This window comes from Escherichia sp. MOD1-EC5990, from assembly GCF_002965285.1.
GTDB lineage: Bacteria > Pseudomonadota > Gammaproteobacteria > Enterobacterales > Enterobacteriaceae > Escherichia > Escherichia coli_F.
Genome location: NZ_PTRV01000003.1, coordinates 233,865 through 253,792 on the forward strand (window position 1 = coordinate 233,865; position 19,928 = coordinate 253,792).

Sequence of the window (19,928 nt, forward strand, 5' to 3'; positions counted from 1 at the left end):
AATATTGAAGATGAAAACGCCGGGATATTCCCGGCATTTTTCTGGTTAGTTGTAGTTGATTTTAACGATCAGGTCTTTCTGGAACGGACCATAGACCAGAGAGTCACCTGGTTTTTGGCTTAATTCGGCATGATAATTGCGGGTTGCTATTGCTGCACTTTGTCCGGGAATATAAGCGCTAAAAAATTTGAATTGGTTAAATTCAATATCTTCTTGCGTTTTTTGATCGGTAATTCGCATGAGCAACCCGTTACCCATTTCCAGATGCGTGTTATCATATAATGTATCCGAAGTAAAGAAATTGGTGGCAATGTCAAATTTTTCAGTACAATTGGCTGCCACATCTCTTATAGTAGAAACGCTGAATGCCGCTTTCGGTGCGAATGTTGAAATGGAATTCATTGCGATTTGCCCAAAGTTTACTATCTGGCTTTCCGGGAAAATACGGACATCGACACTACAATCAAGAAATGAAATATTATCTAAGCCAGTAATCGCATAACGTAAATTTTTCGCGTTGCGAGCCAGGTTCGCCCCTCCTTCGCCGTCAAACTGGAGTACGTTGACTGTGCCAAAGTTAACTGTCTGATCACCTGCAGGGCGGCTTTTAAATTTTACATAGACACGAAAGTGAGCATTAAATGTCACCCCTTTTTGAAGTGTGCTACCATTGCATACAGGGTCATGATAAATTCCACTATAGATTTGTTCATATTTATCCAGACACCCATTAGTATCAATTCCTTCGTTTATCCCTTCATAGTCCATACCATTATAAGTGACACCAAAGGTTAGATATGGATTGTTAAGCATGTCGGTGCTGTTGATTGCAGGTAATTTAATCCAGGCATAAATGTCTTCTGTTGGATTGTTCCGCGTCCATCCTGTCGCATTGTCGCAATAAACAGTGATATTGACATCTCCGCTTTCCCAAATTTTTTTCCCCGGTTGCGCGTTCTCTGGAATTTTAAACGTTGGCAATGTTACGTTAATTGTATTAATGGGGTTTGAGGTTTTACTATTCTGATAGCAATCAACAGCAAAAGCTGAAACGTTAAAAAACAGGCAAAGAATCGCCAGTAGTCGAAAAAGCGTAATCATATTTTCCCCTTCTTCGCAGGAGTGCTTTGGCAGAGGGACTGGACGGAATTACATACCACTTTAAACATCTCCAGCCCGCCGTAGTCCGCCACAAAGCCTAACTGGAAGATAGAGGGCAGGTTGTTTAAGTGTTGAGTCGCAGAAGCAAATGGTGCCACCATAATACTGTTCGCACCGGGCATCAGTGTCTTGCCATTAGTGCCGATATAGCCGACAGTAATATGATAAGGCGTCGGGTTATTCAGGGTCAGCCCGGCGGCGGTGCGTGTAATCGTCACTTTTTGCAGAGGAACCATCTCTCCCTCTTTTAACTCAATCGCTTTCGGTCGCCAGAACAGTTTCAGACGGCTTTGCATGGCGATTTGCATGACATTCTGTTCTTTGGCACGCGGCGGAATTTCCCGCACGTTATAGTAGAACAGCGTTTCTCTGTCCTGTGGTAAGTTATTTAACGAGGCCAGCGCCATCAGGCGAATTTGTACTTGCTCATTGGCCTCGATACGTTCCATTGGGGGGAGCGTTGATATGTAATCGCGCGTTTTTTTACCACTAGCATCCTCAATCCACGACTGAGCCAAATAAGGATCGATTTTACTTTGGTTGGTCAGGCGAACCGTTGCACTTTTATTCGAAGCATTAAAAATGATGCGCGTCCTGTCGGGGGAGACTGTCGCCTGGGCGAAGTTGCAGATCCCCAGTAAACAAATCATTCCTGTTGCGGTTAATAGCGATTTCATTTTATTCATCCTGAATTAGTTGACTGTTTTACAAGGCAAAATAATGGCACTTTCGCTGATGTTACTTTGGTTAGGGGGAGTAATTTCGCAGGAGTTATCACCCCAGGTTAAACGCAGGGTGCTGTTTTCCTGAATCCCGCTGAGATAAACAAAGCCATCTTCCGCCACCAGGCCCACATCTTTACCTGTCGCTTTATCTGTGACATTCACCCCCAGTGGTGGGAAGCGCCCATTTTCCTGACGAATAACGCCGACGATTTGGTAACCGCTGGTTGCATTCAGTTTTGCGTAGCCGATGGCACCCTGTGTGAGCGTGGTACGAATAACCGAGTTTTCGACATCAACACCTTCTGGTAGATCGTTATTGTTCACCCGTAACATAGAGGTGGTGTAGTTCGATAACGAAGGTACAACAGCAATGCCCAGTCCGTTGGTAACGGTACGGTTAGAGTTGATTTCAACGCCGGAAATACCATCGGTATCGACCATCATGCGGGCGTTATCGCCATAGCTATAATCGTGAAGAGCGACACCATGACGCGTAGCGGTAAGTGAACCGTACCAGCCTGCGGTAACAGAATTATACTGATTCGGCTGCACACTGCCGTTAATGTTCAGACGTCCCCACGGTGAATAGTGCTGGTAGCTGCCACGCAACGTTGGTTCGCCATCGCGAATATTATCGTCCGTTGCTGACGCAGAAATGTTCCAGACATTGTTGCGATCCGACGAGTCATACCAGGAAATCATTTGCGAGGTGTTACTGCCATCCGTGCGCTGCATACTGTAGGAGATGTTGCGACTTTGCTGTAACGGCAGAGAGAAAGAGAAGTAATACTGATTTTCTTCGTCATCATCCCAGCGAATACGACTCACCGCCAGCGATGCGGAAATGCCCTTGAAATCGCCAATATCAAAGTTTTTGCTTACTGATATCGAGTAGTTGGTATTGCTAGGGCTGTCCCAATAAGTATTGCGTGTAACGTTGAGATAAGAGTTTAATTCCAGCGTTTCAAAATACTGATTCAAGGAAATAACATAACTTTCTTTTTCGTTATCGATTGACTCGTCACCATTACGTGAGTTGAGGTACTCATTCATTGACACGTAATTTTTATCAGAAAAGCGATAACCCGCGAAGGTAATCTGGCTGCCCGTTGATTCGAAATGTTTTGCATAGTTAAACCGATAGCTGTAACCACGCAAATTGTCGCTATGTTGTTGCTGTAAAGAGGCATCAGCTCCGGTGACATCGAAAGAAAGCGAACCAAATTGATTGAGATTAAAACCGATGCCAGTGGTGATCGCCTGGTAATCATCCGCAGTGAACATGCCGCCGCCATAGAGCGACACATTGTTCAGCCAGCCCCAGGAGGCTTCTGCCGTCCAGAAAAATGGGTTATTAATATCGTTATGTCCGACAGATGTTGGTTTTCCCAGCGACGTTTTGTAGCGTACTTGCCCTTTACGGGTTAAATAGGGGATGGAAGCGGAACCGACCTGAAAGGTATTGGTACGGCCATCTTCTTCTTCAACAGTGACATCCAGTTGACCCTGGAACGACTGGCCCAAATCAGAAATAGTAAAAGGGCCTGGCGCGACAGTGGTTTGATAAAGTACACGACCATTCTGTGCCACAGTTACTTTAGCGTTGGTCTGCGCGATGCCAGTAATTTGTGGCGCATAACCCTGTAAATCTGGCGGCAACATGCTTTCATCACTTTCCAGCGATGCGCCAGTAAAGTGGAAGGTATCGTAAAGATTGGAGCTCAGGTCGTACTGGCCCATAGTGAATTTTGACGACCAGGAGGGGATAGGGCGAAACAGATAAGTTCGCGCAAATTCGCTGTCGTGGTTTACCGAGCGGCCATCAGCAAAATTCTGATTGTATTGATAATCGCTACGCAAACGCCATGCGCCGAGGTTGAAACCTAAAGTACCGTAGGAACTGATATTTTGGGTGCTGTCTCCGTGATGTGGGTCGTACTGGCTGGCGTATACGTTATAGTCGAGGATAAATCCGGTGATACCGTCATCCCAAAATTCTGGCGGCGTCCAGTTTGTTGCCTGGTATTTCAACCATGCCTGGGGAATGCTAAGCGATAATATCATCGTAGATTTATCTAGCCGTGCAGATAATTCCTGTCGTTGACTTAAATCGAGACACTCGCTTCCAGCAGTGCTTTGTAATGATTCAATAAAGTCTGTATGCAGGCCAAAATTAATTAAATTTTCTCTAGTTAAGCAGAGTAATGAACCGCTTTCATTATCTGCTTTTACCCACTCCAGTATTAATGCTTTCGGTAATATATTTTTATTGATTTGCACTCGGACCAGATATTTACCTGGGGTTATGTAGCCTTTTTTCTCAAAACGAGAGATATCAATATTCTCGCGGTCTTCTGCGTCAATCATATCGACATTGAATTCTACTGCGTGGACTGGCAAAACGAAGAGTAGCGAACACACAACGCCAGACAGGGCATTTTTAATTGCATGGGATAATCTGTCCCCGGTAAACGTGTTTTTATTGTTCATAAAAATCCATTTCTAAAAAGACCCAAAGTTGCCGATGAAATCTCATCGGCTTTACCGCCTGGTGTTGTGTGGGTATTAACTGCCGATTACTTGTAGTCGAGTACGTAATTAGCCTGTGCCTGCACATTACCTGGGGTCGCGGTGCGTCCCAGAGATTCCATACGGGCTTTAAAGTTCAACTCCTGGTAGGAATTAGTCGTCGGGAAGTCGATGGTGATTGGGGTACCAAGAGTCACGTTGGTATTGTCTGATTTCACCAGACGTACGCCTACATCAGTTGCACCGCCGATGTTACCTTCCAGAGTGTTTTTAAGCAGGTTGGAATCGGTAGCGTCAACACTGGCAGAACTAAAGGTGATTTTGACTTTATCAACAGTGTTAGTGCCGTCAGATAAAATACAATCCTGCAAGTGAATGGTGACATCTACAGGCAGAGATTTCTGACCACTTTTTAATACAGTATCAGCAACTTCACCGAGATTTATTGTCTGATCTTCATCACCAGGAGCAATAGAACACGGTGCATCGATAACTTCACCTTTAAAAGTAATTTTACCGGAACCCTGATTCGCATCGTCAGCAAGCGCGTTAAAAGCAACGCCTGATAACAATGCAGTTGCGAACATAGATAACAATGTTTTTTTTAACATGACTATAATCCTTTATAAATTAGGAAAGGCTATGAAAGAGGAAAATATAGGTTTGAATCTTATATTAATTCCGATATGGACATTACCATAGTCAGAGATGATTTTGCTTGTTATTAATACTAAATACTGATTAAGTAAAACTTAAATCATACACTTTTATTATATATTAAGATGCGCATACCTAGATTTTTGTTGTGTGTTGTTGTGAATGATAATTTTTTTGCATGACTCGTGGCGAAAAAATAACCACCTATTGACAAAAGTTTACGTATTATATTGTAAGGTTGTAAAGTATATTTATTAAAACGAGTAGGGGCGTAATAATCGTGAAGATATAATATATATCTAGTGGTGCTTATTAAGTTTTATTATTAATTAGTAATGTTTCATCCTGAAATACGATGCTTCAATAGTCTTGATTGTTCTTTTTTTAACCAAGTGTGGTGTATGATACAACACTTACTATGATCGAAATCATATACTTGATTCACAATTATGCGAGTATATGAATATATTCAACGATGGATATGTGAAATTTTAATGCTAATGTTTAGTAATGTTAAATTTTGAAGGTGAAAAGGATGTTTATTGCCTGGTACTGGATTGTATTAATTGTTCTACTAGCTGGTGGCTATTTTCTTCATCTTAAACGTTACTGTAAAGCTTTTCGTCATGACAGAGATGCGCTGTTAGCTGCCCAAAGTAAATTAGATAACCGCTCTGATAAATAACTATTTGAAAAGCATCAATAATACCTTTAATAACGATACAGATGTTGCCTTTAGCAATGGGCAACATCTGTCATAATCGTCTTTAACCAATTCCCGCCGTTTGTAGCAGCACTAAACTGAATCCCATCACTGACATTCCACATAGCACGCCATAGCTGGGGTTATTATTGGGGTCAATCTCTTTAGCTAGCGGCATTAATTCATCAACCGAGAGCGCCACCATAATTCCTGCAACCGCCGCCATGATTGCCGCCATGACCACCGGAGAAATCATGCTACCGAGGATTAACCACGCCAGCACACCACCAAGAATTTCTGCCAGCCCAGAAATGCCCGCCCACAAAATTGCGGTGCGTTTTGACCCCGTTGCCGCGTAAACCGGCCCCGCAACTGCCAGACCTTCAGGAATATTATGCAATGCAACAGCCAGCGCGATGCCAAAGCCCAGCTCCAGGTTACTGCTCGCCGTGACAAAGGTGGCAATGCCTTCCGGGAAGTTATGCAGACTGATGCCGAGAGTGAGCAGAATGGCTGTGCGCTTGATCGATTTTGGCAACGGCTGCACCGATTTTTGCATTAAATCCTGCGGATGCGCATGTGGCAACATGCGGTCCAGACCAAAATAGCCAAGCAGACCGAAGATAAACATTCCATAACCCAGCACAGGCGACATTCCTTCGGCGGCTAATGCGGCAGGAAGCATTTCCATTAATGAGATGAGCAACATAATCCCCGCCGCAAATCCTAGCGAAAACGCCAGTAAGCGGTTCGAGGGTTTTTGTCCGAGAACGCCGAGAAACGCGCCAATAAACGTGGCTGCCCCCGCCAGTATGGTCAGAATGAGAGGTACTGACATCGACAACTCCTTATAAATCTTTACCTTCAGGCAGATCGTCAAAATAACTGATGATCATCATCATTGTTATCCGGGTTCTTACTCCGCCGAACAAGCGTATTGTGAGGATATCAAAATGACACCTTTAGTTAAGGATATCATCATGTCTTCAACACGTATGCCAGCATTGTTTTTAGGTCACGGTAGTCCGATGAACGTGCTGGAAGATAATTTGTATACCCGCAGCTGGCAGAAGTTGGGGATGACATTGCCACGCCCACAAGCGATTGTGGTGGTTTCGGCTCACTGGTTTACCCGTGGAACTGGAGTGACCGCGATGGAGACGCCGCCCACGATTCATGATTTTGGCGGTTTTCCGCAGGCGCTGTACGACACCCATTATCCTGCTCCGGGTTCGCCTGCGCTGGCACAGCGTCTGGTTGAGCTGTTAGCGCCGGTCCCTGTGACGCTGGATAAAGAAGCCTGGGGCTTTGACCACGGTTCCTGGGGCGTGCTGATTAAGATGTATCCTGACGCCGATATCCCGATGGTGCAGTTGAGTATCGACAGTACCAAACCTGCCGCCTGGCACTTTGAGATGGGGCGTAAACTGGCGGCTCTGCGAGACGAAGGAATAATGTTGGTCGCCAGCGGTAACGTGGTGCACAACCTGCGTACGGTGAAGTGGCACGGTGATAGTTCACCGTATCCTTGGGCGATGTCGTTTAATGAGTATGTGAAAGCGAATCTGACGTGGCAAGGGCCGGTAGAGCAGCATCCTCTGGTGAATTATCTCGACCATGAAGGTGGCGCGTTATCGAACCCAACGCCAGAGCACTATCTGCCGTTGTTGTATGTCTTAGGTGCGTGGGATGGGCAGGAGCCAATTACCATTCCGGTCGATGGTATAGAAATGGGCAGTTTAAGTATGTTGTCGGTGCAGATAGGCTAATAATTACCGGATGGCGAGTGCCATCCGGTATCATGGCTTATTCAACAAAAATATGTGGATAAAACCGAGACATATCCTGGGTGATCAATGCACGGTCTTCACGAATGCCAATTCCGGCAGGTTGATCGTTCACCAGCCAGCTACCAATCAGCATATAGCTGTCGCCGAATTTCGGTAACGGGTGGAATTGCTGAACAATCATCCCTTCTTCGCCATACGGACCTTCCGCTGCTTCAATGGTTTTGCCGTTCTCAATGATCGACACGTTTGCGCCTTCACGGGAGAAGATCGGTTTAACCACATATTTTTCCATTTGCGGATGATCATCTTCCGCAAAATAAGCGGGCAGCAGGTTCGGGTGATTCGGGAACATCTCCCACAGTAGCGGCAGAAGCGCTTTGTTGGAGATAATGCTCTTCCACGCCGGTTCCAGCCAGCGTACGCCTGCATCCTCCAGCTTGGTGGAGAACATCTCACGCAGCATAAATTCCCACGGATACAGCTTGAACAGGTTGGAAATCACCTGATCCTGTAAATCCGTGAACTGACCTTTTTCGCCTAAACCGATATCGTCGATGTAGAGGAATTCGGTAGCGATTTCAGCTTCGGTTGCGCAGTCCTGCAAATATTGAATGGTGCCGCGATCTTCCACCGTATCGCGGCAGCAGGTGAGATGTAGCAACTGGAAGCCATACTGTTCACGCAGCTCGACAAAGCGATCGATCAGCTTCTCTTGCAGACTGTTAAACTGGTCGCTGCCTTCCGGCAGGTTACCGGCGTTAAGCTGATCTTCCAGCCAGATCCACTGAAAGAATGCGGCTTCATACAGTGACGTTGGCGTATCGGCGTTATTTTCCAGAAGTTTAGGTTCGCCAGTACCATCCCACGCCAGATCGAGACGCGAATAAAGCGATGGCTGGTGAGTCAGCCATGACTGGCGCACAAAACTCCAGGTGTGTTTTGGAATGCGGAATTTAGTCATCAGCTCATCGCTGGCGATCACTTTTTCCACCACTTTCAGGCACATCTGGTGCAGTTCGGCAGTGACTTCTTCCAGCTTTTCAACCTGGGCGAGGGTCAACTTGTAGTAAGCATCTTCACACCAGTACGGTTCGCCGTACATGGTGTGAAAATTGAAACCGTATTCGTGGGCTTTTTCGCGCCAGTCCGGGCGCTCGGTAATACTGACTCTTTCCATCGGTATCAGCCACCCATTGAACGAGAAGAGGTGCCGGTTGCGCTACGCTGCATAGTGCTTTGTTTGGCAACAGATTCACCAAAACCGCCACGGGTAACAGTAGTGGTGGTCGCCGGTTTTGGTGCCATTGCCGTCTTCGGTACGGTCATGGTGCGGCCTGGCTGCGCTGCGCCATAGTTTTTACCCGTCGCGTCGGTATATTTACCGTAAGCCGGGCTGGCTGGGTTTTTCGAGGAGAACAGCGGCTGTTGTGCAAAGCCCGCGCCGCCGCCCATCAGACGCCCCATCATGTAACCGGCCATCAGCGGCATCCAGAAACTCCCGCTGGATTGCTGGGCCTGCGCCTGGTTTTCCGGTGCCATGCCAGCCTGGGCTGGTGCCTGCTGGCACTGACCTTCGCCAAATTCGGCAATACAGTCTTCACGAGTGGCGTATTTCGGCGCAGTACGTTCGGCTTCTTTCAGCGCATTGTTGTACGCAGTGGTACATTCGGCGCTTTTGCCTGGGTTTGCAGCTGAACAGTCGTCAGCATTTTGATACAGAGACACTGTTTCATCACTCTTTTCACAGCCTGCCAGCATAAAAACAGTGGCAACAGCAAGAGCGACAGGTGTCAGATGGCGTGCGCTCCAGTTTTTGCGGAACGATGCGTGGCGTATGGATTTTGTCCGTTTCATTTTTGTCTTCCGGGACCAGTGGTAAATACCCATCAGAATAGAGGATGGCTGGTCGAAATTGAAGCGGGAAGGGGGAAGAATGCGGCAGATAACCCGTATCTTTACGTTGCCTTACGTTCAGACGGGGCCGAAGCCCCGTCGTCAGCATCAGTTACGGAAAGGGTTATGACCGTTACTGGTAGTCGTGCGTGCGGATGCTTGCTGAACGGCTGGGGCCGGGCTATCTGGTGCATAACCATCAGCAATAGCATTTTGTTCTGGCGTTTGCGGCGCAACGTTTTCTGGATTAGTGGAAACCGGTTTGCTCAGCGCATTGTTCAGTGCCAGCAGATCCTGCTCGTTCAACGTACCCAGAGCTGATTTAATATTCAACTGGTTAATCAGGTAGTTATAACGCGCATTCGCCAGCTCTTGCTTGGCGTTGTACAGCGTGGTGGTGGCATCCAGCACATCAACAATGGTACGCGTACCGACCGAGTAGCCCGCTTCCATCGCGTCTAATGAGCTTTGAGCGGAAACTACGGCTTGTTTGTAGGCGTTAATGCTGCTGATAGAAGCATTAATGTTGTTGAAGGAGGAACGCACGGTTTGCACGACGCTACGATGCGCGCTTTCCAGTTGTTCGCTGGCACCAACAAAGTTGTACTGTGCCTGTTTCACCTGCGAGTTAACCATTCCGCCCTGATAAATCGGCAGCGAGAAGCTCAGGCCAACTTTGTTCTGTCCCATATTGCTATCGTCATACTGGGTACCAGCGGCACCACGAGTTTTCGAACCGCTATATGAGGTGTCAGATATCCCGGTAGAAGCCGTTAAATCCAGAGTCGGTAAGTGACCATCCTGCGCCTGGCGAATTTGCTCGCGCGCCAGGTCCTGGCTCAAGCGTGCCTGTAACAGCGACAGGTTGCGTTTTTCGGCTTCTTTCAGCAGCGCGTTAACCGGCTGCGGTTTGTCGGTTTTAAAGTTATCGACATTCAGTGCCGCCAGTTCCGGATAGTAATTACCGGTGATCTGACGCAGTTGCTCTACAGCGTTATCGAGGTTATTACGTGCGGTCACTTCATTCGCCAGCACGGTATCGTACTGTGCACGGGCGTTCTGCACGTCGGTGATCGCCACCAGGCCCACGTTAAAACGTTGAGTGGTTTGATCTAACTGACGGTAGATCGCTTCTTTTTGCGCCTGCGTATAGGAAAGAACATCAATGGCATTCAACACGTTGAAATAAGCAGTCGCGGTGTTGAGGATCAAGGTTTGTTGATCGGTCTGATACGTGACGTCCTGAATACCCGCTGCTTTTTCCTGTAGCGTTAACGCACGCCATTTCGACATATCAAAAATGGATTGAGTTAACTGCAGGGACGCACTGGTCGCGTTAGAGTTGATGCCGTTCGCGTCGCGGTAGCCGTTGCTATAGGTGTAATCTGCACCTAAACCTAGCTGTGGCAGTAATGGACTGCGTGCTTCATTAATTTTTTCAAAGGCAGCATCACGATCGGCGGCAGACTTACGCAATTCCGGGTTACTAAGGCGTGCTTGCTGATAAACTTGCATCAGGTTCTCGGCCTGGCTCAACGTACTGAACCCAGAAAGGCTCAGGCCGATAAGAATGGGGAGCAATTTCTTCATTTGCATTCCTTGTGGTGAAGCAGTATTTAGCGCGATCAAACTGTAAAATTATTGCGGATTCTAGCAGAAGCCGCTACCGCAAAAGGTTGGCGTTACGTGCCATAGGGCGTTAATGTGCCTCAATTTAACACATGACTGCTCAAACGGCAGTCAAACGTCGCTGAAATTCACATTTAATTCACTATTAGTGCCAGGACATTAACAATGCTTAAGCCAGACAACCTGCCCGTTACTTTTGGCAAAAACGATGTTGAAATTATTGCACGAGAAACACTTTATCGCGGCTTTTTTTCATTAGATCTTTATAGATTTCGTCATCGTCTATTCAACGGGCAAATGAGTCGTGAGGTACGGCGGGAAATTTTTGAGCGCGGTCACGCCGCAGTCTTGCTACCCTTTGACCCAGTGCGCGATGAAGTTGTGCTGATTGAGCAGATTCGGATTGCCGCGTATGACACCAGCGAAACCCCCTGGCTACTGGAGATGGTGGCCGGGATGATTGAAGAGGGTGAAAGTGTGGAAGATGTCGCCCGTCGCGAAGCGATTGAAGAGGCGGGACTGATAGTCAAACGGACCAAACCGGTGTTAAGTTTCCTGGCAAGCCCTGGGGGCACCAGTGAGCGTTCGTCAATTATGGTGGGCGAAGTGGACGCCACGACCGCAAGCGGTATTCACGGTCTGGCTGATGAAAACGAAGATATTCGCGTTCATGTGGTAAGCCGGGAACAGGCATACCAATGGGTAGAAGAGGGGAAAATCGACAACGCAGCGTCGGTCATCGCTTTGCAATGGCTGCAGCTGCATCATCAAGCGTTAAAAAATGAGTGGGCATAAATGAAGCGTTACACACCTGACTTTCCTGAAATGATGCGCCTGTGCGAGATGAACTTTTCACAATTGCGGCGTTTGTTACCGCGCAATGACGCACCCGGCGAAACTGTAAGCTATCAGGTGGCAAACGCACAATATCGGCTAACGATTGTGGAATCGACCCGATACACTACCCTGGTGACAATCGAACAGACTGCGCCCGCGATCAGTTACTGGAGCCTTCCGTCAATGACGGTGCGTCTGTATCATGACGCGATGGTGGCTGAAGTGTGTTCAAGTCAGCAGATTTTTCGCTTCAAAGCGCGGTATGATTATCCTAATAAAAAGTTGCATCAACGCGACGAAAAGCATCAAATTAACCAGTTTTTAGCGGACTGGTTGCGATACTGTTTAGCACATGGAGCGATGGCGATTCCGGTTTATTAGCGTCGTGAAACCTAAGGACACCATTTGGAAAGCCTGTTAACCCTTCCTCTGGCTGGTGAGGCCAGAGTCAGGATTTTACAAATTACCGACACTCACCTGTTTGCGCAAAAGCACGAAGCCCTGTTGGGGGTAAATACCTGGGAAAGCTACCAGGCGGTGCTGGAGGCGATTCGTCCACACCAGCACGAATTCGACCTGATTGTCGCGACCGGTGATTTAGCGCAGGATCAATCCTCTGCGGCCTATCAGCATTTCGCTGAAGGCATCGCAAGTTTTCGTGCGCCCTGCGTCTGGCTGCCGGGCAACCACGATTTTCAGCCTGCGATGTACAGCGCGCTACAGGATGCGGGGATCTCCCCGGCGAAGCGGGTGTTTATTGGTGAGCAATGGCAAATCCTGTTGCTGGATAGCCAGGTCTTTGGCGTGCCGCACGGTGAGCTGAGCGAGTTTCAGCTTGAGTGGCTGGAACGTAAACTGGCCGATGCGCCAGAACGCCATACGTTGCTGCTGCTGCACCATCATCCGCTACCTGCGGGTTGTAGCTGGCTCGACCAACACAGTCTGCGTAACGCGGGCGAACTGGATAACGTGCTGGCGAAGTTTCCGAACGTTAAATACTTGCTATGTGGACATATCCATCAGGAGCTGGATCTCGACTGGAATGGTCGCCGCCTGCTGGCAACGCCATCGACCTGTGTACAGTTTAAGCCGCATTGTTCCAACTTTACGCTGGACACCATCGCGCCTGGTTGGCGTACGCTCGAGTTACATGCTGATGGTACCCTGACCACCGAGGTGCACCGCCTGGCGGACACACGTTTCCAACCTGATACCGCTTCAGAAGGCTACTGATGTCTACGCTTCTTTATTTACACGGTTTCAACAGTTCGCCGCGCTCTGCAAAAGCGAGTTTGTTGAAAAACTGGCTGGCGGAACATCACCCTGACGTTGAGATGATCATTCCGCAGTTACCGCCGTACCCTTCCGATGCGGCAGAACTGCTGGAATCCATTGTCCTGGAACATGGCGGCGATTCACTGGGGATCGTCGGTTCATCACTGGGGGGATATTACGCCACCTGGTTGTCGCAATGTTTTATGCTGCCCGCCGTGGTGGTAAACCCAGCGGTGCGCCCGTTTGAACTGCTGACGGACTATCTCGGTCAGAACGAGAACCCCTACACCGGGCAGCAATATGTGCTAGAGTCACGCCATATTTACGATCTCAAAGTCATGCAGATTGACCCGCTGGAAGCGCCGGATTTGATCTGGCTGCTGCAACAGACGGGAGATGAAGTGCTGGATTACCGCCAGGCGGTGGCGTACTACGCTTCCTGCCGCCAGACTGTTATAGAAGGCGGCAACCATGCATTCACAGGCTTCGAAGATTATTTCAACCCGATCGTCGATTTTCTTGGTCTGCACCATCTCTGACGATCAACTCGAATTGCTAACTTAAACCATGACGCAAACTTATAACGCTGATGCCATTGAGGTACTCACCGGGCTTGAGCCGGTTCGCCGCCGCCCGGGGATGTATACCGATACCACGCGCCCTAACCATTTGGGGCAAGAAGTCATTGATAACAGTGTCGATGAAGCACTGGCGGGTCACGCAAAACGCGTGGACGTTATTTTACATGCTGACCAGTCGTTAGAAGTGATTGATGATGGTCGCGGGATGCCGGTGGATATTCACCCTGAAGAAGGCGTTCCGGCGGTCGAACTGATTCTTTGCCGTTTGCACGCGGGTGGTAAATTCTCTAACAAAAACTACCAGTTCTCTGGCGGCCTGCATGGCGTGGGAATTTCGGTGGTTAACGCCCTGTCGAAGCGCGTAGAAGTTAACGTACGCCGCGATGGTCAGATCTATAACATCGCCTTTGAAAATGGCGAAAAGGTACAGGATTTGCAGGTTGTTGGCACTTGCGGTAAACGCAATACCGGTACCAGCGTGCACTTCTGGCCGGATGAAGCCTTCTTTGACAGCCCGCGCTTCTCTGTTTCACGCCTGACGCATGTGCTGAAAGCCAAAGCGGTACTGTGCCCGGGCGTTGAGATCACTTTTAAAGATGAGATCAACAACACCGAACAACGCTGGTGCTATCAGGACGGTCTGAACGATTACCTGGCGGAAGCGGTAAACGGTTTACCGACGCTGCCGGAAAAACCGTTTATCGGTAATTTCGCTGGCGATACTGAAGCGGTGGACTGGGCGCTACTGTGGCTGCCGGAAGGTGGAGAACTGCTGACCGAAAGCTACGTCAACCTGATCCCTACGATGCAGGGCGGTACGCACGTTAACGGTTTGCGTCAGGGCCTGCTGGACGCAATGCGCGAGTTCTGTGAATACCGCAACATTCTGCCGCGCGGCGTGAAGCTGTCGGCAGAAGATATCTGGGATCGCTGCGCCTATGTGCTGTCAGTAAAAATGCAGGATCCGCAGTTTGCCGGGCAGACCAAAGAGCGCCTCTCCTCGCGTCAATGTGCGGCATTCGTTTCTGGCGTAGTGAAAGATGCTTTCATCCTGTGGCTGAACCAGAACGTTCAGGCGGCTGAACTATTGGCAGAAATGGCGATTTCCAGCGCCCAGCGTCGTATGCGTGCGGCCAAAAAAGTGGTGCGTAAAAAGCTGACCAGCGGTCCGGCACTGCCCGGAAAACTGGCTGACTGTACCGCGCAGGATCTTAACCGCACCGAACTGTTTCTCGTGGAAGGTGACTCCGCAGGCGGCTCTGCCAAGCAGGCGCGCGATCGTGAATATCAGGCGATTATGCCGCTGAAAGGTAAGATCCTTAACACCTGGGAAGTCTCTTCTGATGAAGTGCTTGCTTCGCAGGAGGTGCACGATATTTCGGTAGCGATCGGTATCGATCCTGACAGCGACGATCTTAGCCAACTGCGTTATGGCAAGATCTGTATTCTGGCGGATGCGGACTCCGATGGTCTACACATTGCCACGCTGCTTTGCGCTTTGTTTGTAAAACACTTCCGCGCGTTGGTGAAACACGGTCACGTTTACGTTGCTCTGCCACCGCTCTACCGTATTGACCTTGGAAAAGAGGTTTATTACGCGCTGACAGAAGAAGAAAAAGAGGGCGTGCTCGAGCAATTAAAACGCAAGAAAGGCAAGCCGAACGTTCAGCGTTTTAAAGGTCTGGGGGAAATGAACCCGATGCAATTGCGCGAAACCACGCTTGATCCGAATACTCGCCGTCTGGTGCAGTTGACCATCGATGATGAAGACGATCAGCGTACTGACGCGATGATGGACATGCTACTGGCGAAGAAACGCTCGGAAGATCGCCGTAACTGGTTGCAAGAGAAAGGCGACATGGCGGAGATTGAGGTTTAAAGGAAAGAACATTGCCCGGTCAGGATGGCCGGGCAAACAAGGCAGGATTAAATCCCTGGCTGCAGAATACGAATATTCATCTCCAGCACGTCGCCTTTTACGGCTTCGCTGTACGCCTTCATGTGCGGGGTTTGCAGGTGCGCTTCAAGGTGCGCGATGCTTTCCCACTGCTCAATCATCACGATAGAATCCGGTGCCATAGACTGGAAACTCACGCCAGCAGCGCAATCCACCATTGGCGCATAGCCGTGGCAACCTTCTTCTTTCAGTACGGTTGGAACGATTTTAGCAAACTGATCCAACACTGCCTGACGGTGATGTTGACCAGGACGAGTACGGATTTCTGCGATTACTGTAATCATGGTTAACTCCTTCTAAAGCCAGAGCTCTAGTTAACCAAAAATTTCCACAAGATGCTTGCGATATTCTTCAGTATAGCGGGGAACATCAGGCATTTTTATCACGTCATTAGCGATAAATGTCGGCAGCGGCTCCATACCAAGGAATTGGTTTGCTTTATGGAATGGTAGATACACACCGTCAACGCCAACCCCGTGGAAGAACTGATCTTTTTCGGTGAAAGCTTCCATTGGTGCGTTCCAGGTCAGTGAAAGCATATATTTTTTGCCCTGTACCAGGCCGCCGGAACCGTATTTTTTTGATGGATCTTTGCGGGTACGACCATCGCTGGCATACAGAGTCCCGTGACCTTCGGTGAATACATCATCAATATATTTTTTCACTGTCCACGGCGCGCCCATCCACCAGCCTGGCATCTGCCAGATCACCACATCAGCCCAGAGAAAGTTTTGTACTTCCGCTTTGACATCGTAGTCGCTGTCGGCGCGAACGATGCGGACATCATGCCCGAGGTCGCGCAGTGTGCCATCCGCGACTTCGGTCAGGGTGTCGTTCAGTTGACCATTGGAGTGGGCGAATTTTTTCGCGCCGTTGATAATCAGGATGTTGCTCATTTTTTAACCTCAAGGTGAGACGTTTGCCGACTATAGTACGTCACAGAGCGGTACGGTGAAATTAGCAAAATGTGCAAAGTCTTTTGCGAATTTAGCAAAAGTCTGATCTTGCTCCGATTCACCGATGCAGGATAAATATTTTCTGAAAATGACAATACTGATAGCCATTCCTCATAATTCCTACTCGCACCGGATTAATTTACAGGTTTGGTTCGGTTTTTTGGGGATTAAAAATATGGCGTTGGATAAGTAAAAATGAAAATATCAACGCGTCACGTTGATAATTATAAATGGATTTTTATGAGCGTGCTAACATATGTTAAAGCATAAAATTCAAACAATATTTGAAGCTCTGTTATATATAATGCTTACTTATTGGTTAATAGATGCTTTTTTTGCATTCAATAAGTATGACTGGATGCTTGAGTCGGGAGACAATATTTGCAGTACACCTTCCGTTTCAGGCGAAGATCGTATATTGCAAACAATGATTGCAGCATTTTTTCTTCTGACGCCACTTATTATTATTATCTTAAGAAAACTCTTTGTGCGAGAAATGTTTGAGTTTTGGTTATATGTAATCTCGCTCGTTATTTGTTTGGTTTGTGGTTGGTGGCTTTTTTGGGGACGGTTTATATTTTGCTATTAATAAAATCTATGAGAGTCGTTTTAACGGCTCTCATAGACAGAGAAGTTACCAGCTTACTTTCGCCTCAAATCCACCTTGTTCCGCATTCCCAAACTCAACATTCATGCCATGCAGCTTGGCGATTCGCTGGACAATTGAAAGCCCAAGTCCACTGCCGGTAGCGGTTTGTCCGGGTGGGCGATAGAAGCGTTCGCCAATTCTCGCCAGTGCCTCTGGTGTCACTCCGGGGCCGTTATCCCTCACGATGAAATTATCGGCATTCAGCGTGACGTCCACCACGCTACCTTGTGGACTGTAGCGCACGGCGTTATCCAGCAAATTTCGCACCAACAAACTTAGCAATAGCGGTTGTCCGGTGCGTTTGATGCCGTGGGCATTGAGTGTCAGTCGCACGTCAATTTTCGCCTGCTGCGCCGTGTGGTAAATATCCATCACCGACGATTGCAGGAGATCTTCAAGCGGGATCTCCGCGACGTCCTGAAGGTTATCCAGTGAGTCCAGCCGCGATAGCGTGAGCAGTTGATCAACCAGACGAGTAGCACGATCGATTCCGGAATGTAATTGAAGCAGCGCTTTTTTCCGCGCCTGCGGATCATCGTCAGAGAGCTGCGCAACTTCGGTTTGCACTTTCAGCGCCGTTAACGGGCTACGAAGTTCGTGAGCTGCGTCGGAGGTAAAGCGTCGTTCACGAACCATCATCGCATGTGTGCGGGCGAACAGTTGATTCAACGACTCAACCAGTGGACGCACTTCGCTGGGTACGCCCGTCGCGTTTAGTGGTTTTTCCGAGTCAGGGTCACGCATACGTAGTGCCAGCGCCAGTTTGTTCAGCGGCGCGAGTTCACGACCCAGTAGTACCATCATGATGATTAACATAATCGGCAGTGCGACAAGCCACGGGATCAATTGCCCGGCAACAATCGCCAGCGCCATGTCTTCACGGTATTCCCATTCCTGACCAACAACGATGCGATATTTGCCATCTGGTGAGGTCATCCAGACAAAACGCCAGGGATCGTCTTCACCGACCAGTTGCCCGTCAGCAAAACCTTCCCGCTGATAGCTATAAGGAATATCTTCTCCGTTATCGCCATCGTTAAGGACCATTCTGCCGTCGTGGGTAAAGATGGCAAAGGTCAGCGCATCGTCATCAACATGACCGTGTTTTAATTTATTTGGCGTCTGTGCCATGCGATCCGCCGCGTTGATTTCGTTGAGATCCAGCGTACTTAACCGTTTGGCAAACAGCATCAGTTGGGTGTCGAACAACTCATCGACGTTATCCGTTGTTTGTTTCCAGGCGACAAAGCTGGAAAGCAGCCAGGTCACCGAGGCCAGAATTAAAAAGATTAGCGTCAGCCTGACTCGCAGACTAAGACGTTGGGTAAATTTCATTTCTCACCTAATGTGTAGCCAATACCATGCACGGTACGAATAAAATCACTACCGAGTTTGCGTCGCAGATGATGCACATGCACTTCAACGGCATTACTGGTGACCTCTTCGTCCCAGGTATACAGTTTCTCTTCAATCAGTTTGCGCGGCAGTACCCGACCAGCGTTACGCATCAGTAATTCCAGCAGGGCAAATTCTTTTGGTTTCAGCGTTAAGGGTTCGCCAGCCAGCGTGGCGATACGTTTGCCGGGGTCGAGCATGACGTTGCCGTGGCGCAGCTCGTTGCTGGCCTGGCCGTTGGTTCGGCGCATCAGAGCTTCCAGCCTGGCGGCGACTTCTATCAACGCAAAAGGTTTACACAGATAATCGTCAGCTCCCAGACGCAGCCCTTCTACACGTTCCGCCAGCGCATCGCGCGCAGTCAGGATTAATACCGGCTCACGCTGACCTTTTTCTCGCCATTCGCGCAAAATATCGCGACCATCCATGCCCGGTAAGGTTAAATCCAGGATCACCGCATCATAAGGTGCGCTATATAGCGCCTCTTTTCCCTGACGACCTTGTGTAAACCAGTCGACGCTAAAACCCATTTTACTAAGGCCCGTTTTGATGCCGTCGCCAATCAGCATGTCATCTTCTATCAGTAAAATTCGCATTTTTTCATCCCTGCGATAACCATATTTGCTGCCAGTAAACCGTGTTGTAACGCGCTCTGTACAGCACTAAATTTTATTTTTTTCCCTTAAGAAGTTGTTAAGGACTATCTTGTTAAATGCTCGAAAACAGACATTAAAGGGAGTAATAAACATGAAAAAATTCGCAGCAGTAATCGCAGTAATGGCCCTGTGCAGTGCACCGGTGATGGCAGCAGAGCAGGGCGGTTTTTCTGGTCCATCGGCAACACAAAGTCAGGCCGGAGGATTCCAGGGGCCGAATGGCAGCGTAACGACCGTAGAAAGCGCGAAATCCCTGCGTGATGACACTTGGGTCACCCTGCGCGGCAATATCGTTGAACGTATCTCTGACGATCTCTACGTGTTCAAAGATGCCAGCGGTACTATCAATGTTGATATCGACCACAAACGCTGGAACGGCGTGACGGTGACCCCGAAAGATACCGTTGAGATTCAGGGTGAAGTCGATAAAGACTGGAACTCTGTTGAAATTGACGTCAAACAGATCCGCAAAGTAAATCCGTAATTGTTAGCGCTCCCGGGACACGTTCCCGGGAATAATTTCGCAGGGAGGCAA

General features: G+C 48.6%; 21 protein-coding genes. 9 read left to right on the forward strand and 12 right to left on the reverse strand.

Annotated features, from left to right (window positions below; translation table 11 throughout):
- Nucleotides 1-45: 45 nt before the first annotated feature.
- The 4 genes from BEB42_RS05170 to BEB42_RS05185 form a co-directional block, all read right to left on the reverse strand.
- Entirely contained in the window at nucleotides 46-1,101 is a 1,056-nt protein-coding gene (locus tag BEB42_RS05170; protein WP_105267202.1) for a pilus assembly protein, read from the reverse strand.
- On the reverse strand, nucleotides 1,098-1,838 hold the full coding sequence (locus tag BEB42_RS05175) for a fimbrial biogenesis chaperone (RefSeq protein ID WP_001352929.1): 741 nt from the start codon (nucleotides 1,836-1,838) through the stop codon (nucleotides 1,098-1,100). The genes BEB42_RS05170 and BEB42_RS05175 overlap by 4 nt, the downstream gene beginning before the upstream one ends.
- A gap of 15 nt (nucleotides 1,839-1,853) precedes the next feature.
- Nucleotides 1,854-4,376, reverse strand: a complete 2,523-nt coding sequence (locus tag BEB42_RS05180; protein WP_105267203.1) for a fimbria/pilus outer membrane usher protein — start codon at nucleotides 4,374-4,376, stop codon at nucleotides 1,854-1,856.
- 86 nt (nucleotides 4,377-4,462) lie between these two features.
- A complete protein-coding gene (locus BEB42_RS05185; RefSeq protein WP_000915006.1) occupies nucleotides 4,463-5,026 on the reverse strand; it encodes a fimbrial-like protein in 564 nt (187 codons plus the stop codon).
- A 581-nt stretch (nucleotides 5,027-5,607) separates the two neighbouring features.
- Here BEB42_RS05185 and BEB42_RS26370 point away from each other — a divergent pair.
- Nucleotides 5,608-5,757: a hypothetical protein gene (locus tag BEB42_RS26370; RefSeq protein WP_000469269.1), complete on the forward strand. Its 150-nt coding sequence runs from the start codon at nucleotides 5,608-5,610 to the stop codon at nucleotides 5,755-5,757.
- Between the two features lie 82 nt (nucleotides 5,758-5,839).
- Here the strand turns inward: BEB42_RS26370 and zupT are convergent, their stop codons facing one another.
- A complete protein-coding gene (gene zupT / locus BEB42_RS05195; protein WP_001295627.1) occupies nucleotides 5,840-6,613 on the reverse strand; it encodes a zinc transporter ZupT in 774 nt (257 codons plus the stop codon).
- A 142-nt stretch (nucleotides 6,614-6,755) separates the two neighbouring features.
- Here zupT and ygiD point away from each other — a divergent pair, with 142 nt between their 5' ends.
- The gene (gene ygiD / locus BEB42_RS05200; protein ID WP_001364330.1) at nucleotides 6,756-7,544 is read left to right on the forward strand and encodes a 4,5-DOPA dioxygenase extradiol; all 789 of its coding nucleotides are present in this window, start codon (nucleotides 6,756-6,758) and stop codon (nucleotides 7,542-7,544) included.
- A 37-nt stretch (nucleotides 7,545-7,581) separates the two neighbouring features.
- On the opposite strand, the gene BEB42_RS05205 is transcribed toward ygiD, so the two are convergent.
- The 3 genes from BEB42_RS05205 to tolC form a co-directional block, all read right to left on the reverse strand.
- The gene (locus BEB42_RS05205; RefSeq protein ID WP_000442860.1) at nucleotides 7,582-8,742 is read right to left on the reverse strand and encodes a glutathionylspermidine synthase family protein; all 1,161 of its coding nucleotides are present in this window, start codon (nucleotides 8,740-8,742) and stop codon (nucleotides 7,582-7,584) included.
- 5 nt (nucleotides 8,743-8,747) lie between these two features.
- A complete protein-coding gene (locus BEB42_RS05210; RefSeq protein WP_000831534.1) occupies nucleotides 8,748-9,419 on the reverse strand; it encodes a DUF1190 family protein in 672 nt (223 codons plus the stop codon).
- Between the two features lie 147 nt (nucleotides 9,420-9,566).
- Complete coding sequence (tolC, locus tag BEB42_RS05220) at nucleotides 9,567-11,048, reverse strand: outer membrane channel protein TolC (protein WP_000735298.1); 1,482 nt, start codon at nucleotides 11,046-11,048, stop codon at nucleotides 9,567-9,569.
- 204 nt (nucleotides 11,049-11,252) lie between these two features.
- Between tolC and nudF the strand changes: the two genes are divergently transcribed.
- Genes nudF through parE form a run of 5 tightly spaced genes read left to right on the forward strand, consistent with a single transcriptional unit; the run spans nucleotide 11,253 to nucleotide 15,659 of the window.
- Nucleotides 11,253-11,882, forward strand: a complete 630-nt coding sequence (gene nudF, locus BEB42_RS05225; RefSeq protein WP_000917127.1) for an ADP-ribose diphosphatase — start codon at nucleotides 11,253-11,255, stop codon at nucleotides 11,880-11,882.
- Entirely contained in the window at nucleotides 11,883-12,305 is a 423-nt protein-coding gene (locus tag BEB42_RS05230; RefSeq protein WP_000833393.1) for a DUF1249 family protein, read from the forward strand.
- 24 nt (nucleotides 12,306-12,329) lie between these two features.
- Nucleotides 12,330-13,157: a 3',5'-cyclic-AMP phosphodiesterase gene (gene cpdA, locus BEB42_RS05235; protein WP_000444741.1), complete on the forward strand. Its 828-nt coding sequence runs from the start codon at nucleotides 12,330-12,332 to the stop codon at nucleotides 13,155-13,157.
- On the forward strand, nucleotides 13,157-13,738 hold the full coding sequence (yqiA, locus tag BEB42_RS05240) for an esterase YqiA (protein WP_000105733.1): 582 nt from the start codon (nucleotides 13,157-13,159) through the stop codon (nucleotides 13,736-13,738). Before cpdA ends, yqiA begins: the two co-directional genes overlap by 1 nt.
- A gap of 28 nt (nucleotides 13,739-13,766) precedes the next feature.
- Nucleotides 13,767-15,659, forward strand: a complete 1,893-nt coding sequence (parE, locus tag BEB42_RS05245; RefSeq protein ID WP_000195269.1) for a DNA topoisomerase IV subunit B — start codon at nucleotides 13,767-13,769, stop codon at nucleotides 15,657-15,659.
- A 47-nt stretch (nucleotides 15,660-15,706) separates the two neighbouring features.
- Here the strand turns inward: parE and BEB42_RS05250 are convergent, their stop codons facing one another.
- Both BEB42_RS05250 and mdaB read right to left on the reverse strand, forming a co-directional pair.
- Entirely contained in the window at nucleotides 15,707-16,021 is a 315-nt protein-coding gene (locus BEB42_RS05250; RefSeq protein ID WP_000633737.1) for a putative quinol monooxygenase, read from the reverse strand.
- A 30-nt stretch (nucleotides 16,022-16,051) separates the two neighbouring features.
- Complete coding sequence (mdaB, locus tag BEB42_RS05255; RefSeq protein ID WP_000065430.1) at nucleotides 16,052-16,633, reverse strand: NADPH:quinone oxidoreductase MdaB; 582 nt, start codon at nucleotides 16,631-16,633, stop codon at nucleotides 16,052-16,054.
- A gap of 316 nt (nucleotides 16,634-16,949) precedes the next feature.
- Here mdaB and BEB42_RS05260 point away from each other — a divergent pair, with 316 nt between their 5' ends.
- Nucleotides 16,950-17,282: a DUF2645 family protein gene (locus tag BEB42_RS05260; RefSeq protein ID WP_000912122.1), complete on the forward strand. Its 333-nt coding sequence runs from the start codon at nucleotides 16,950-16,952 to the stop codon at nucleotides 17,280-17,282.
- Between the two features lie 45 nt (nucleotides 17,283-17,327).
- On the opposite strand, the gene qseC is transcribed toward BEB42_RS05260, so the two are convergent.
- A complete protein-coding gene (qseC, locus tag BEB42_RS05265; RefSeq protein ID WP_000673371.1) occupies nucleotides 17,328-18,677 on the reverse strand; it encodes a quorum sensing histidine kinase QseC in 1,350 nt (449 codons plus the stop codon).
- Nucleotides 18,674-19,333: a quorum sensing response regulator transcription factor QseB gene (qseB, locus tag BEB42_RS05270; protein WP_001221493.1), complete on the reverse strand. Its 660-nt coding sequence runs from the start codon at nucleotides 19,331-19,333 to the stop codon at nucleotides 18,674-18,676. The genes qseC and qseB overlap by 4 nt, the downstream gene beginning before the upstream one ends.
- 151 nt (nucleotides 19,334-19,484) lie before the next feature.
- Between qseB and ygiW the strand changes: the two genes are divergently transcribed.
- Nucleotides 19,485-19,877, forward strand: a complete 393-nt coding sequence (gene ygiW / locus BEB42_RS05275; RefSeq protein WP_000712658.1) for an OB fold stress tolerance protein YgiW — start codon at nucleotides 19,485-19,487, stop codon at nucleotides 19,875-19,877.
- The last annotated feature ends 51 nt before the right edge of the window (nucleotides 19,878-19,928 follow it).

Bases quoted from the DNA above. Each gene is read 5' to 3' on its own strand.
- BEB42_RS05170 (WP_105267202.1), bottom strand. From the start codon at position 1,101: ATGATTACGCTTTTTCGACTACTGGCGATTCTTTGCCTGTTTTTTAAC.
- BEB42_RS05175 (WP_001352929.1), bottom strand. From the start codon at position 1,838: ATGAAATCGCTATTAACCGCAACAGGAATGATTTGTTTACTGGGGATC.
- BEB42_RS05180 (WP_105267203.1), bottom strand. From the start codon at position 4,376: ATGAACAATAAAAACACGTTTACCGGGGACAGATTATCCCATGCAATT.
- BEB42_RS05185 (WP_000915006.1), bottom strand. From the start codon at position 5,026: ATGTTAAAAAAAACATTGTTATCTATGTTCGCAACTGCATTGTTATCA.
- BEB42_RS26370 (WP_000469269.1), top strand. From the start codon at position 5,608: ATGTTTATTGCCTGGTACTGGATTGTATTAATTGTTCTACTAGCTGGT.
- zupT (WP_001295627.1), bottom strand. From the start codon at position 6,613: ATGTCAGTACCTCTCATTCTGACCATACTGGCGGGGGCAGCCACGTTT.
- ygiD (WP_001364330.1), top strand. From the start codon at position 6,756: ATGTCTTCAACACGTATGCCAGCATTGTTTTTAGGTCACGGTAGTCCG.
- BEB42_RS05205 (WP_000442860.1), bottom strand. From the start codon at position 8,742: ATGGAAAGAGTCAGTATTACCGAGCGCCCGGACTGGCGCGAAAAAGCC.
- BEB42_RS05210 (WP_000831534.1), bottom strand. From the start codon at position 9,419: ATGAAACGGACAAAATCCATACGCCACGCATCGTTCCGCAAAAACTGG.
- tolC (WP_000735298.1), bottom strand. From the start codon at position 11,048: ATGAAGAAATTGCTCCCCATTCTTATCGGCCTGAGCCTTTCTGGGTTC.
- nudF (WP_000917127.1), top strand. From the start codon at position 11,253: ATGCTTAAGCCAGACAACCTGCCCGTTACTTTTGGCAAAAACGATGTT.
- BEB42_RS05230 (WP_000833393.1), top strand. From the start codon at position 11,883: ATGAAGCGTTACACACCTGACTTTCCTGAAATGATGCGCCTGTGCGAG.
- yqiA (WP_000105733.1), top strand. From the start codon at position 13,157: ATGTCTACGCTTCTTTATTTACACGGTTTCAACAGTTCGCCGCGCTCT.
- parE (WP_000195269.1), top strand. From the start codon at position 13,767: ATGACGCAAACTTATAACGCTGATGCCATTGAGGTACTCACCGGGCTT.
- BEB42_RS05250 (WP_000633737.1), bottom strand. From the start codon at position 16,021: ATGATTACAGTAATCGCAGAAATCCGTACTCGTCCTGGTCAACATCAC.
- mdaB (WP_000065430.1), bottom strand. From the start codon at position 16,633: ATGAGCAACATCCTGATTATCAACGGCGCGAAAAAATTCGCCCACTCC.
- BEB42_RS05260 (WP_000912122.1), top strand. From the start codon at position 16,950: ATGTTAAAGCATAAAATTCAAACAATATTTGAAGCTCTGTTATATATA.
- qseC (WP_000673371.1), bottom strand. From the start codon at position 18,677: ATGAAATTTACCCAACGTCTTAGTCTGCGAGTCAGGCTGACGCTAATC.
- qseB (WP_001221493.1), bottom strand. From the start codon at position 19,333: ATGCGAATTTTACTGATAGAAGATGACATGCTGATTGGCGACGGCATC.
- ygiW (WP_000712658.1), top strand. From the start codon at position 19,485: ATGAAAAAATTCGCAGCAGTAATCGCAGTAATGGCCCTGTGCAGTGCA.